The sequence below is a fragment of the Streptacidiphilus fuscans genome (genome assembly GCF_015690355.1).
In the GTDB taxonomy this organism is placed as follows: Bacteria; Actinomycetota; Actinomycetes; order Streptomycetales; family Streptomycetaceae; genus Streptacidiphilus; species Streptacidiphilus fuscans.
Map to the genome: position 1 here is coordinate 90,200 of NZ_JADPRT010000023.1, position 12,519 is coordinate 102,718.

General features: G+C 68.5%; 11 protein-coding genes and 1 pseudogene. 6 read left to right on the forward strand and 6 right to left on the reverse strand.

Features of this window, described 5'->3' with window-relative positions:
• Window positions 1-9: 9 nt before the first annotated feature.
• From ftsH to dacB, 5 genes are all read right to left on the reverse strand, one after another.
• The gene (ftsH, locus tag I2501_RS36625) at window positions 10-2,028 is read right to left on the reverse strand and encodes an ATP-dependent zinc metalloprotease FtsH (RefSeq protein WP_196198398.1); all 2,019 of its coding nucleotides are present in this window, start codon (window positions 2,026-2,028) and stop codon (window positions 10-12) included.
• A gap of 255 nt (window positions 2,029-2,283) precedes the next feature.
• Complete coding sequence (gene hpt / locus I2501_RS36630) at window positions 2,284-2,868, reverse strand: hypoxanthine phosphoribosyltransferase (RefSeq protein WP_215910280.1); 585 nt, start codon at window positions 2,866-2,868, stop codon at window positions 2,284-2,286.
• An 84-nt stretch (window positions 2,869-2,952) separates the two neighbouring features.
• The gene (tilS, locus tag I2501_RS36635) at window positions 2,953-4,077 is read right to left on the reverse strand and encodes a tRNA lysidine(34) synthetase TilS (protein WP_196198399.1); all 1,125 of its coding nucleotides are present in this window, start codon (window positions 4,075-4,077) and stop codon (window positions 2,953-2,955) included.
• Between the two features lie 224 nt (window positions 4,078-4,301).
• A complete protein-coding gene (locus tag I2501_RS36640; protein WP_196198400.1) occupies window positions 4,302-5,447 on the reverse strand; it encodes a zinc-dependent metalloprotease in 1,146 nt (381 codons plus the stop codon).
• A 92-nt stretch (window positions 5,448-5,539) separates the two neighbouring features.
• Window positions 5,540-7,105, reverse strand: a complete 1,566-nt coding sequence (gene dacB, locus I2501_RS36645; RefSeq protein WP_328806858.1) for a D-alanyl-D-alanine carboxypeptidase/D-alanyl-D-alanine endopeptidase — start codon at window positions 7,103-7,105, stop codon at window positions 5,540-5,542.
• Window positions 7,106-7,300: 195 nt separating this feature from the next.
• Here dacB and I2501_RS36650 point away from each other — a divergent pair, with 195 nt between their 5' ends.
• A complete protein-coding gene (locus I2501_RS36650; protein WP_196198402.1) occupies window positions 7,301-7,804 on the forward strand; it encodes an inorganic diphosphatase in 504 nt (167 codons plus the stop codon).
• Window positions 7,805-8,054: 250 nt separating this feature from the next.
• Window positions 8,055-8,615, forward strand: coding sequence for an SMI1/KNR4 family protein (locus I2501_RS36655; RefSeq protein ID WP_196198403.1), 561 nt, complete (start codon window positions 8,055-8,057; stop codon window positions 8,613-8,615).
• Between the two features lie 399 nt (window positions 8,616-9,014).
• Here the strand turns inward: I2501_RS36655 and I2501_RS40880 are convergent, their stop codons facing one another.
• Window positions 9,015-9,269 carry a hypothetical protein gene (locus I2501_RS40880; protein WP_215910281.1) on the reverse strand — a complete coding sequence of 85 codons (255 nt, stop codon included), beginning with the start codon at window positions 9,267-9,269 and terminating at the stop codon, window positions 9,015-9,017.
• A 692-nt stretch (window positions 9,270-9,961) separates the two neighbouring features.
• Between I2501_RS40880 and I2501_RS36665 the strand changes: the two genes are divergently transcribed.
• The 4 genes and pseudogenes from I2501_RS36665 to I2501_RS36680 form a co-directional block, all read left to right on the forward strand.
• Complete coding sequence (locus I2501_RS36665) at window positions 9,962-10,753, forward strand: TIGR04255 family protein (RefSeq protein ID WP_196198404.1); 792 nt, start codon at window positions 9,962-9,964, stop codon at window positions 10,751-10,753.
• Window positions 10,743-11,426, forward strand: a complete 684-nt coding sequence (locus I2501_RS36670) for a helix-turn-helix domain-containing protein (RefSeq protein ID WP_236047906.1) — start codon at window positions 10,743-10,745, stop codon at window positions 11,424-11,426. The genes I2501_RS36665 and I2501_RS36670 overlap by 11 nt, the downstream gene beginning before the upstream one ends.
• A gap of 3 nt (window positions 11,427-11,429) precedes the next feature.
• Window positions 11,430-12,137, forward strand: coding sequence for a hypothetical protein (locus tag I2501_RS36675; protein WP_196198405.1), 708 nt, complete (start codon window positions 11,430-11,432; stop codon window positions 12,135-12,137).
• 147 nt (window positions 12,138-12,284) lie between these two features.
• Window positions 12,285-12,422: pseudogene (locus I2501_RS36680) on the forward strand (inorganic diphosphatase); the annotation flags it as partial.
• Window positions 12,423-12,519: the final 97 nt, after the last annotated feature.

Sequence of the window (12,519 nt, forward strand, 5' to 3'; positions counted from 1 at the left end):
CGCCAGGGACTACAGCTCCGGCTGGTCCAGACCCGGCAGCGGCGGGAGCGAGGTGCCCTTGTCCAGGGACGGGGTCGCGTCGCTGACGCCGTTGGTGAGGGTGAGCTCGCGCGGCGACTGCACCGGCGGGCGGGTGGACGGAGTCCGTCGCGGCGAGCCGGTCCACGCCGGACGCGGCGGACGCTTGACGATCGGGGCGAAGATCTCGGCGAGCTGCTCCTTGTTCAGGGTCTCCTTGTCGAGGAGCTCCAGAACCAGGGTGTCCAGCACGTCGCGGTTCTCGACCAGGATCTCCCACGCCTCGTTGTGGGCGTTCTCGATCAGCTTCTTGACCTCCTCGTCCACCAGGGCGGCGACCTCTTCCGAGTAGTCGCGCTGGTGGCCCATCTCACGGCCCAGGAAGGGCTCGGAGGAGTCGGTCCCGAACTTGATCGCGCCGAGGCGCTCGGTCATGCCGTACTGGGTGACCATGGCCCGCGCGGTGGCGGTCGCCTTCTCGATGTCGTTGGACGCGCCGGTGGTCGGGTCGTGGAAGACCAGCTCCTCCGCCGCGCGCCCGCCCATCATGTAGCCGAGCTGGTCGAGCATCTCGTTGCGCGTGGTCGAGTACTTGTCCTCGTCCGGCAGCACCATCGTGTAACCGAGGGCGCGGCCGCGGGAGAGGATCGTGACCTTGTGCACCGGGTCGCTGTTCGGCGAGGCCGCCGCGACCAGGGCGTGACCGCCCTCGTGGTACGCGGTGATCTTCTTCTCCTTGTCGGACATGATCCGCGTGCGCTTCTGCGGACCCGCCACGACGCGGTCGATCGCCTCGTCCAGGGTGTTGTTGTCGATCAGCTTCTTGTCACCACGCGCGGTGAGCAGCGCGGCCTCGTTGAGGACGTTGCTCAGGTCGGCGCCGGTGAAGCCGGGGGTGCGACGGGCGACGGCCATGAGGTCGACGTCCGGGGCGACCGGCTTGCCCTTCTGGTGGACCTTGAGGATCTCCAGTCGGCCGATCAGGTCCGGCCGGTCCACGGCGATCTGCCGGTCGAAGCGGCCCGGACGCAGCAGCGCCGGGTCGAGGATGTCGGGCCGGTTGGTCGCCGCGATCAGGATCACGCCGCCCTTGACGTCGAAGCCGTCCATCTCGACGAGCAGCTGGTTCAGGGTCTGCTCGCGCTCGTCGTGACCACCGCCGAGGCCGGCGCCGCGGTGGCGGCCGACCGCGTCGATCTCGTCGACGAAGACGATCGCCGGGGCGTTCGCCTTGGCCTGCTCGAACAGGTCACGGACTCGGGAGGCGCCGACACCGACGAACATCTCGACGAAGTCGGAACCCGAGATCGAGTAGAACGGCACCCCGGCCTCGCCGGCGACGGCGCGGGCCAGCAGGGTCTTACCGGTTCCGGGCGGACCGTAGAGCAGCACACCCTTGGGGATCTTGGCTCCCACGGCCTGGAACTTGGCCGGCTCCTGCAGGAACTCCTTGATCTCCTGGAGCTCCTCGACCGCCTCGTCGGCGCCCGCGACGTCCGAGAACGTCGTCTTCGGGGTGTCCTTGGTGATCAGCTTCGCCTTGGACTTGCCGAACTGCATGACGCGGGAGCCGCCGCCCTGCATCTGGTTCATCAGGAACAGGAAGACCACGACGATCAGCACGAACGGCAGGAGCGAGAGCAGGATGCCGACGAAGGCGTTCTGCTTGTCCTGCTTGACCGTGTAACTGCCGAGCTTGCCCTGGTCCACCGACTGCTGCAGGTTGTTCTGCAGGTCAGCCGCGAACTGGTCCGATGCGTACTGCGCCTGGATCATGTTCGTGCCGTCGACGGTCTTGCCGTCCTTCAGCTGAACCTTGATCAACTGACTGTCGCCCGTCGTGACCTGCACCGACTGGGCGTTGCCCTGGTCGATCTGGCTGATGACCTGGCTCGTGTCCTCGGTCTTGTAGCCCTGGGTCGAGGAGACGACCTGCATCAGCACGACGACGGCGAGGACGGCCAGCACAATCCACATCACCGGCGCACGGAAGTATCGCTTCACGTCCATCCATGCGGGGCGACCAGAGCCGCCCCGTCCCTCCTGCCACTGTGCGGCACCTCCACGGCTCTACGCCGGGGGTGCGTCCTATGTCTGTGTTTGTCCTCGACCGTCCCGATAGGAACAGCGAATTATTGGACGGTACCGCAGCCATTCTCCATCGAGATGGTTGCGTTCCCGTGTCAAACGGCTCTTCCCAGGGTCCAACGGAGGGAAACCGGGCACTGTTCCCGCCCGGTTCCCCACGTTCTGGAGAGAAATCCCTCAGCCGCCGTAGACGTGCGGCGCGAGCGTGCCCACGAAGGGGAGGTTACGGAACTTCTCGGCGTAGTCCAGGCCGTAGCCGACCACGAACTCGTTGGGGATGTCGAAACCGACGTACTTGACGTCGATCGACACCTTGGCCGCGTCCGGCTTGCGCAGCAGGGTGCAGACCTCCAGGGAGGCCGGGTTGCGCGACTGCAGGTTGCTGAGCAGCCAGGACAGGGTCAGGCCGGAGTCGATGATGTCCTCGACGATCAGGACGTCCCGGCCGGAGATGTCGGTGTCCAGGTCCTTGAGGATGCGGACCACACCGGACGACTTGGTCCCCATGCCGTAGGAGGACACCGCCATCCAGTCCATGGTCAGGTCCGAGTGCAGGGTGCGGGCGAGGTCCGCCATCACCATGACGGCGCCCTTGAGCACGCCGACGATCAGCAGTTCCTTGCCCGCGTAGTCGCGGTCGATCTGCGCGGCGAGTTCCGCGAGCTTGGCGTCGATCTCGTCCTTGCTGATGAGCACCTTGGCAAGGTCGGTGCCCATGTCCTTCTCGTCCACCCGCGCTACTTCCTCAGAGCTGGAGATCATGGAGATCGCAGAGTCGTCCACCCTGCGGCTGCATCGTCAACCTTACGGGAGCGACTCCGGCACAACGGACCGTCCGGAAGCAGCTCAGGCGCGGCGGAAGGTGAGGCGGCCCGACTGGCGCCGCATCCGCACGTTGCCGGGCAGGTGGACCGGGCCCTGGCCGCGCCAGGAGGTCACCAGCAGGTCCATGGCCTCGACGTGGCGGGCGAACAGCTCACCGCCGGGTGCGCCCGCGTCCAGCGCGGCTCGGCGCAGCACCCGGCGGCGGACGGCGGCGGGCAGCTCGGCCAGGCGCGGGGCGTCCAGGCCGTCGGGGTGGGTGACTTCGGTCTCCACCTGGGCCGCCCAGACGTCCAGCGCGTCGGCGTCGTCACGGAAGAGCCGGGCGGTGCGGGCCAGGGCGTCGACCACACCGCCGCCCAGGTGCTTCTCCAGCACCGGCAGCACCTCGTGGCGGACGCGGGCGCGGGCGTAGGCGGGGTCGATGTTGTGCGGGTCGTCCCAGACCGGCAGGTCGAGCACGGTGCAGGCCTCGCGGGTGGTGGCCCGCTCCAGCTCCAGGAAGGGACGACGGTAGCGGCCGGTCACGGCGGGCATCCCGCTGAGCGAGCGGGTGCCACTGCCGCGGGCGAGGCCGAGCAGGACGGTTTCCGCTTGGTCGTCGCGGGTGTGGCCGAGCAGGACGGCGCTGGCGCCGTGGCGTTCGGCGGCCGCGGCCAGCGCGGCGTAGCGGGCGTCCCTGGCGGCGGCCTCGGGGCCGCCGTGGCCGCGGGAGGCGGGAACGTTCACGCCGAGGGCGTCCACCGGGTCCAGCCCGAGGGCGCGCAGCCGGGCGGCGACCTCCAGGGCACGGGTGGTGGAGCCGGACTGCAGGCCGTGGTCGACGGTCACGGCACCGGCGCGGACGCCGAGCTTGGCGGCTTCGAAGACGGTCGCTGCGGCCAGCGCCATGGAGTCGGCGCCGCCGGAGCAGGCCACCAGCACCAGCGGCGCGGAGTCCGCCGGGCGCGGCCGGGGCTTTCGGTACTTTGCGTGACGGGGATCGACGTCACCGACAGCATTGATGAGCGGGCGGGCGACGGGAGGGCGGGCGTCAGGGTGTTCCGCACCGGCGAAGGTGGCCGGAACGGCGGGCATGTCGTCGGCGAACTCGGCAAGCACCCGGCGCACCGCCAGGCGTATCGCCGCCACTGCGGGGTGGGGACCCATGGTCGATCACTCCTCGGAGCGTGCGGTTTGGGGAGCAGGGCCTCCGCAGGAGGCTGCCGCATCTTCTCATACCCAGAGTGACCGTCTGGTCGCAGATCGTCGCAGAAGTCACGTTCGACACGCTGTTGCGTCGTCGTCGCGCATCTTCTGTTCCCGCGTTCGAGTGAACTGCCCGGGAACGCGGACGGGAATTGACGTCGGTTCAGGCGATGCCGATCGGCGGATCAGCGGTGCATGCGGGCCACCCAGGCGGCCGGATTGTGGATCTCCTCCTTGGTGGGCAGGGTGTTCGGGGACGTCCAGACCTTGTTGAAGCCCTCCATGCCGACGGCGTCCAGCACCGCGTTCACGAAGACCGCGCCGTCCTGGTACTGCCTCAGCTTGGCGTCCATGCCCAGCAGGCGACGCAGCAACAGGTCCATCCGTCCGGCGCCCTTGGCCCGGCGCTGCTGGAACTTCTCCCGGATCTCCCCCACGCTCGGCACGACCTGCGGGCCGACGCCGTCCATCACCACGTCGGCGTGGCCCTCCAGCAGCGACATGACGGCCGTCAGCCGGCCGAGGATCTCGCGCTGGTTCGGCGTCTGCACGACCTCGACCAGGTTGCTGGGGCCCTGCCCGCCACCGGTCAGCCCGCCGCCGCTCAGCGCCTCGCGCAGCCGCTCCAGCAGGGTGGCCGGGTCGATCTCGGTCTCCGCCAGGAAGGCCTGGATCTCGCCCTCGATGTGGTCGCGCAGCCACGGCACGGCGGTGAACTGGGTGCGGTGGGTCTCCTCGTGCAGGCAGACCCAGAGGCGGAAGTCGTGCGGGTCGACGTCAAGTTCGCGCTCGACGGAGACGATGTTCGGGGCGACAAGCAGCAGCCGGCCGGGCGGCGTGGCGGGCTTGTCCATGCCGGAGAGGTCGGCGGGCACGTCCGCCGGGGCGAAGGTCTCGTACTGGCCGAGCACCTTGGTGGAGAGGAACGCCAGCAGCAGGCCCAGCTCGACGCCGGTCACCTTGCCGCCGACCGCGCCCAGCGCGGCCCCGCCCGGCGTGGCGGCCCTGCGGGTCGCCATCTTCTGCACCAGCGGGGAGATGACGGTGCGGAACCCGGCCACGTTGGCCTTGATCCAGCCGGGCCGGTCCACGACCAGCACCGGCGTCCCGCCGTGCGGCGAGCTCAGCCGGGTGTACTCGCGGACGTGGGCCTCCGCCTCGCGGGCGTGGGCGCGCAGCTCCGCGACGGCGGCGCGGGCCTCCTCACGGGTGACCTCCGGTCCGGGCCGCGCGAAGCGGCTCGCGGTGGCGACCGCGAGATCCCAGTCGATCATGTCCGTGCCCTTGCTACCGCTGTTACCGCTGTGTCCGCTACCACCGGCGCTCGTCATGCGTTCAACCGTACGTTCTCTTCGGCGTTCTGGGGACCGTATGCGGCCACACGCCGGACCCGGCCGAGGAGACTCCGCCGTTCGCCTGTCGGCTACCCGCCGCAGCCGCACTGGGCGACGGCGGAGGCGAGGCGGTCGAGGCCGTCGCGGGCGGTGGTGGCGTCGCCGCCCGCGTTGGACATGAACGCGAAGGCGAGCAGCCGCCCGCTGCGGTCGACCACCAGCCCGGCCAGCGTGTTGACGCTGGTGAGCGAGCCGGTCTTGGCCCGGACGACGCCGAGTCCCGCCTCGGTGCCGTTGCCGCCGTAGCGGTTGTCGAGCGTCCCGGTGAACCCGGCGACCGGCAGACCGGTGACGATGGGGCGGAGCTCCGGGTGCGCGGGAGAGGCGTCGAGGACGAGCAGCTGCGTCAGCACCCGCGCCGGGATCGCGTCCTGGTCGCTGAGGCCGCTGGAGTCGAGGAGCCGGGCCGAGCCCCAGGTGACGCCCAGACGGGTGAGCGTCGACATCACCGCGGTCGCGCCGCCCGAAAAGGTGACCGGCTGGTGGGCCGCGACGGCGCAGGCGTGGCCGAGCGATTCGGCGATGTCGTTGTCGCTGTTGGTGAGCATCTGCTCGACGACGTCGCTGAGCGGCGCGCTCTGCACCTGCGCCAGCGTCGCCGCACCGGCCGGGGCGGTGCCCTCGGTCGGGGCCGGGGCGACCTGGACCCCGTCGGCGGCCAGCGCCGCGACGAACTGGGCGGCGGCGTGCGCGGCGGGGTCCGGCCAGCGCGGGGCGTTCTCGGTGCTGGTCGGATCGATCCGGCCCTCGTCCGCGGTCAGCGCCTGGACCAGGGCGATGTTGTCGTTGACCCCTATCGGGTGCAGCGCGGGCGCGCCGAACAGCGAGAGGTCGTAGTGCAGCGCGATCGGGGCGCTTGTCGTCTTCCCGTGGGTCGGCTGCTGCTTCTCCTGGGCGTGCAGCGCCGTCGCGGTGGCGGCGGCGAGGGCGGTGAGGCTGTCCGGACCGGTGCTCGCGCTCAGCGTCGCGTCCCCGCCGCCGACCAGCACCAGGCCGGTGCGGGCGTTGCCGACCACGCGGGTGGTGAAGCGGTGGTCGGGGCCGAGCAGGGTCAGCGCGGCGGTGGCCGTGGCGAGCTTGTTGGTCGAGGCGGGCGTCTGCGGCTGGTCGGCGTTCGCGCTGTAGAGCGTCCGCCCGTCGGCGACGTCGACCACGTCCGCGGTGACGGTGCCCAGGGTGGGGTCGGCCAGCGGTCCGGCGAGCGCGCTGCTCAGCCCGCTCTGCGTCGGGAGCCCGACGGTTCCGGCGGCACCCGCCGCACCGCCCACCGGGGCCAGCACGGCGGCGGCCTGCTGCCAGGACGGCGCGGACGGCCCGGCGGGCCTGGGCGCGCCGTGAGCTCCGCCGGAGACACTCCGGGGCAGCTGCTCGCTGACGCGCTGGCCGCCCGCCCACGGGCCGGTCACGGTGATCAGGACGAGAGCGAGCACCAGGCCGGTCCCGCCCGCGATCCCGGCCACCTGCCGGGTCTGGGCGTACGCGTACCGGCGGCCGAGGCGCCTCGCGTGCGGCAGCAGCGGACGCAGCCGCGTCCCGAGGGCCCGCGCGGTCGTCGCCGCCCGCGCCCTGCCGCGCGCGGTCACCCGTGCGGTCACGCGCGCGGTCCGCTCCGTCGTCCGCTCGCGCGTCTCTCTCGTCCGGGCCCATGCCCGAGCCGCCGCCGCAGCCCGTGCCGCCCACACGGCCTGCGCCTTTGCCCGCCAGTTCCCCATCCGGCCCTTCCCCATTCCTGAGCACTCCACGCCGTAGGAGACACTATTGGCTGCACCCACTGATATTGGAGGAGAGCCTTGGAGTTCGACGTCACGATCGAGATCCCGAAGGGTTCGCGGAACAAGTACGAGGTGGACCACGAGAGTGGCCGCATCTACCTCGACCGCATGCTCTTCACCTCGACCCGCTACCCGGCCGACTACGGCTTCGTCGACGGGACCCTCGGTGAGGACGGCGACCCGCTCGACGCGCTCGTCATCCTTGAGGAGCCCACCTTCCCTGGCTGCGTCATCAAGTGCCGCGCCATCGGGATGTTCCACATGACCGACGAGGCAGGCGGCGACGACAAGCTGCTCTGCGTCCCGGCCTCGGACCCGCGCTGGGAGCACCTGCGCGACATCCACCACGTTTCCGAGTTCGACCGCCTGGAGATCCAGCACTTCTTCGAGGTCTACAAGGACCTGGAGCCGGGCAAGTCCGTCGAGGGCGCCCACTGGGTCGGCCGCGCCGAGGCGGAGGAGGAGATCACCAACTCCATCAAGCGTCTCGCCGACTCCGGCGAGACCCACCGAAGCCACTGACCAGCGGAATCAGGCACGACCGACGCCCCCGTCCCTCCGCACCGGACGGCGGCAGCACCTGAGCCCGGCGGACCCCGTCCGCCGGGCTCAGGCATGTGATCATTTCTGGGGTCGTCTGTGGGCCGTCAAAGGACCAAGCCGCATCTGTCAGCGCGGACACGCAAGCATGACCGCCGATGCTCCGATGTCGGCCGGGTGATCCACGTGCCTATCATCTGGTCTTCTTTAGGGCGATCGTGAGGGGTCCACCATGCATCCGAGCGTTGACAGGCTGTCGGAGTTGATGCCCCCACGCCCCGGCTCCGGGGATCTCGTCGACTGGGACGTCGTCGCGGAGCGGTGGGGTCTTCGGTTTCCGACCGATTACAGGGACTTCGTAGCTCTTTACGGGGCCGGGTCGCTCAATAACTCTTTCCATGTCGGCATCCCGGTCGACGCTGGGACTCACCCCGACAGTCCGCTCACCCTGACCACGGTGAACGAGTCCGGCTTCGGGCTTCTCGGGCTGGTCCCTGGGGAAGATCCGGATCTCACGAATCGCCTCTCATGGGCCATGGACTGGTCCGGCAACCACGTCTTCTGGGACACCACAGACCCCGACCCCGATACGTGGCCCGTGATGGTCCTTGCCCGCCACGGCGAATGGCTTCCGTTTGAAGGACGCTCGATCGACTTCATCATCAGTCTCCTCACCCACCTCGACGAGGGATGGGTGGGAGTCATAGCATCGGACCGACCGATGTACATGCACTGGCGCGAGGAGCAGCAGATTCGGGCCGTGTGGGAAGACCCTTGGCCCCACCTACGGTGAGGTGTCTAACCCTCCTTCCAAATCGCTCTCGTCATCGCCGCCGCCAGAGAGTTGGTCAACGGCCTGTCGCGTCTGCTCGTCACTGTTCGGCAGCAGGTGGATGTAGACCCGGAGCGTGAAGCCGGGGTCCGCGTGGCCCAGGTACGTGCTGAGCGTCTTGATGCTCCCCCGGCGTCCAGCAGCACCGAGGCGTAGAAGTGCCTCAGCGCGCGAATGCCCTCCTCCCGTGCTGCCTGGTACGCCTTGCCGCGTTCGGGCACGGGGATGATGCCAGCGCTGGCCAGTGCGGGCTTCCCGGAGTACCTGTTGAAGACACTCCGCTCCACCGCAGCGGCGTCTGGGTGGTGAACAGCAGACGCTTCGTCACGAGAGGTCCGGTCGGTGTGAGCCAAGGGAGCGTCACCTCGACGGGGGAAACGTCCCCATGTGCTCCTCGACGGCCCGGGCGATCGCGCCCGCCCGGGGAACGTCCCGAACTTTGCCGCGCTTCGGCGGAGCGAAGACCAGGTGTCCGCTGAGGTCCTTGACCTGGCAGCCGACGTGCAGCCACCCAGTGTCGAACCTGATCTCGTCCACGGAAAGACCGAACACCCCGCCCTGGCGGAGTCCGCAGCCGCCGGCCGCGTCGACCATCGCCCGGTAACGAACAGGCAAGACCTGACGAACCGAGAACGCGCGCTCAGCAGTCAACGGCTGTGCCCGTCCCGTCGCTTTGCCCGGAGCAGTGACCGTGCGGGACCGGCACGGGTCGCCGAGCGCGAGAAACGCGAACATGTGAGCTACTCGCAGGGTGCGGACAGAGGGCTGGCCCGAGCCCATTGATCCGCCCGGAACCGCACGCGGCCCATGGGAGCAGTCTGCCGTGAAGCGGATGTTTGACCAGATCCCCGGCGAGTGGCGTAAGCGCCTGAACGGGCGACAGTACCCGCAGATGCTCGCCCCCAATGGCCCCTACCCCGTTGGCCAGCTCGTTGGCCTCCGGCAGGCGTACCGGACCGCACGAGTCAAGCTTGGTGAGCACTTCGAGCCGCAGCAGATTGAGGAGCAGCTGGAGATGTGTACCAGCTGGAGGCCGCGCGCCTGGAGCAACTGCGATTACAGGTCCAGCTGGTCTACGACGCACTCAAGGCGAATGCAAACTGCTCGACGGAGCAGCTGAGCCCACGCGGTTGGGAAGTCGCTGGCGGGGCATGCGGGGAATGAACTGGGTCAAGGGCACCCGGGGGCGCGAGGCGGTGGGCGTCGCCGTAGGCCCTCGGCCTCAACCGATCTCGTTCGGGTGATCGATTGGTTCCTGAGTTGTCTTTTTGGTTGTCGCTGTGGTTTCACCTCAGTACTCTCGAAGCATGGCCCCCCGCGAGATCTACCCCAGTGCACCTCTAGCGCTGGTAGCGGCCGAGGTGCGGCATTCGACCTCTCCGCCCCTGTCCGAGCCGGATAAGACGGCTCTCAAGTCACTCCTATCTGCCTCCTTCCCGCTGTGGAAGCCCGCTCAGCGGATGAACCTTGGTGTTAACGCTTCGGGCACGTCGGCCACGGTGACCACCGACCCTCGGTTCATGTCCCGAGACCGCACATCGTCGGTGACCTACCGGGACGACGCGATCGTGGTTGAGACGACCCGATATGAGCGCCGCAGTGAGCTTCGCGCCCTGCTTGAGATGGCAGTGGCCGCGAGGCAGAAGGTCGCGTCTATCGATGGCGTGGAGCGGTTGGGCATCCGGTTTGTGAACGAGATTCGGGTGCCAGAGCTGGAGTCCCCTAGCGAGTGGTCGCGCTGGATTGCACCGTCCCTCACCGGGCCGGCTTCGTTGAAGCCAGCCAATGGCATGGAGCTGCAGAGCTGGCAGGGTCTGGCAATCTTCGGCACCCAGACGGCTGGGGTGGTCGTACGGCATGGCGCCTTCGAGGGGTACGCCGTGAACCCTGTCGGTGATCTCCAGCGTGTTGCTCCGCCCCCAGGTCCGTTCTTCCTGCTCGATATGGACTGCTTCTGGACTCCTGAAGGCGAGACACCGCCTCTTGAGTGGGGTGAGCTGGAGGCGAGGTACAACGAAGCGAGCCTCAGCGCCTACGACTTGTTCGAGCAGTTGATCACAGACAAGCTTCGGGAAGAGGTGTTGCGTTATGTCCGGTGACCCCTTCGGCTCCGTCCGCATCTCAGTCGCTGCTGGAACCCGGCCCGGCACGAGCCCGACGATTCCGAGTGCCGAGCTGACCGATCAGGCGCCCCCCATCCCGACCTCCTCTGGTCTGGTCATGGACCTAACCGACACCGTTGGCTCACTGCGCAGCCAAACCAAGGCTCTTCACGAGGACGTACGCGGCCTGCACGAGGAAGCGCTCTTCAAGGATTGGCAGCATCGGACTGCCCGCCGTGCCAAGACTGCGCCGCTTACGCTGCTCGACGAGCTTGCGAGGCTTGGCTTCTCCTGGCGCGATGTGGCCCGGATGTTGGGGGTCAGTGTCCCTGCGGTCCAGAAGTGGCGGAGAAGCGGCGGCATCACCGGACACAACAGGCGCAACATCGCCAACCTGCTGGCGCTCTGCGACCTGATCAGCGAGCGCTACCTTGTTGAGGAGATCGCATCTTGGTTCGAGATGCCCATCTCAGGCGATGCACCGCTCACTCCCACCGATCTCTACGCCGAGGGACGCATGGACATCCTCTTCGATCATGCCAGCGGCCACGGCGATCCGGAGCAGATGCTGACGGACTACGACGGGGCGTGGCGCGAACGGTTCCGGTCGGACTTTGAGGTCTACGAGGAATCAGACGGCGAGCTGTCTATTCGCCTCAAGGACAAGTGATCCGTGTCCCATTCCCTTGAAAAGCCTCGCAACAGCTCCGAGCTCTACCGCGCCCGCAGCTCGGAGGAGGTCGCAGACACTCGCCCTATCCTGACCGGAGACATCTTCGGTGAGGTGCCGGCACTTGACCTTGACGGGACCATTCGGCGCCGTACGGTCATGCTCGTTGAGCACCCCTGTGCACTTCGACTGGACGGCGTCAACCTCGTTCCCAAGCTGCTCACAGTCGAGGTTGAACCCCGTGAGTCCAAGAGCAGCTGGACTGGGAACTTTCGCTTCATGCCTCTCCCGGACCTCGTGGTCGAGTTGGGCAGCTCACACGCCGCAGCCATGTTCGTTCAGGGCTGCTACGTCACCCCGGAGCAGTTGGAAGAGGGCGAACGCATTGCGTGCCTGAGCACTTCGGGTATCAATCTGCTGATGCAGCGCTGGGTGCACCACACGACCCGAGTGGTTGTACCGACCTTGACCTTTCACGAGCGCAACGTGGCGGTGTACGAAGAGGCGGACCTTGTCGAAGAGTGGTGCTTCGAGCGTGAACTGCTTGGCGTGAAGCGCTTGGATGCCACGACCGAGTGCATGGAGTGGCTGCGGCAGCCGCTCGGCGAGCTGCCGAACCGCCAGGAGCAACTGCGCGATGCTCAGTTCCGCAGCACCGTACGAAAGGACATGTACTCGCAGTTGAAGGGGCTGGCGGAGATCGACAGCTAGAAGGATGAACGAGAAGGGGCCCGAGCCCAAGTCGCGAACGCGTGAGCCGGGCCGTTTTCGGGGCGGTCTCTCGGCCGTTCGGGGGTGGCCAACAACGACAGACACGCCCCAGCAACGACAGGCCAGCTCCTCCGCGGCCGTGCCCACTTCGAGGTCTACAAGGACCTGGAGCCGGGCAAGTCCGTCGAGGGCGCCCACTGGGTCGGCCGCGCCGAGGCGGAGGAGGAGATCACCAACTCCATCAAGCGTCTCGCCGACTCCGGCGAGACCCACCGAAGCCACTGACCAGCGGAATCAGGCACGACCGACGCCCCCGTCCCTCCGCACCGGACGGCGGCAGCACCTGAGCCCGGCGGACCCCGTCCGCCGGGCTCAGGCATGT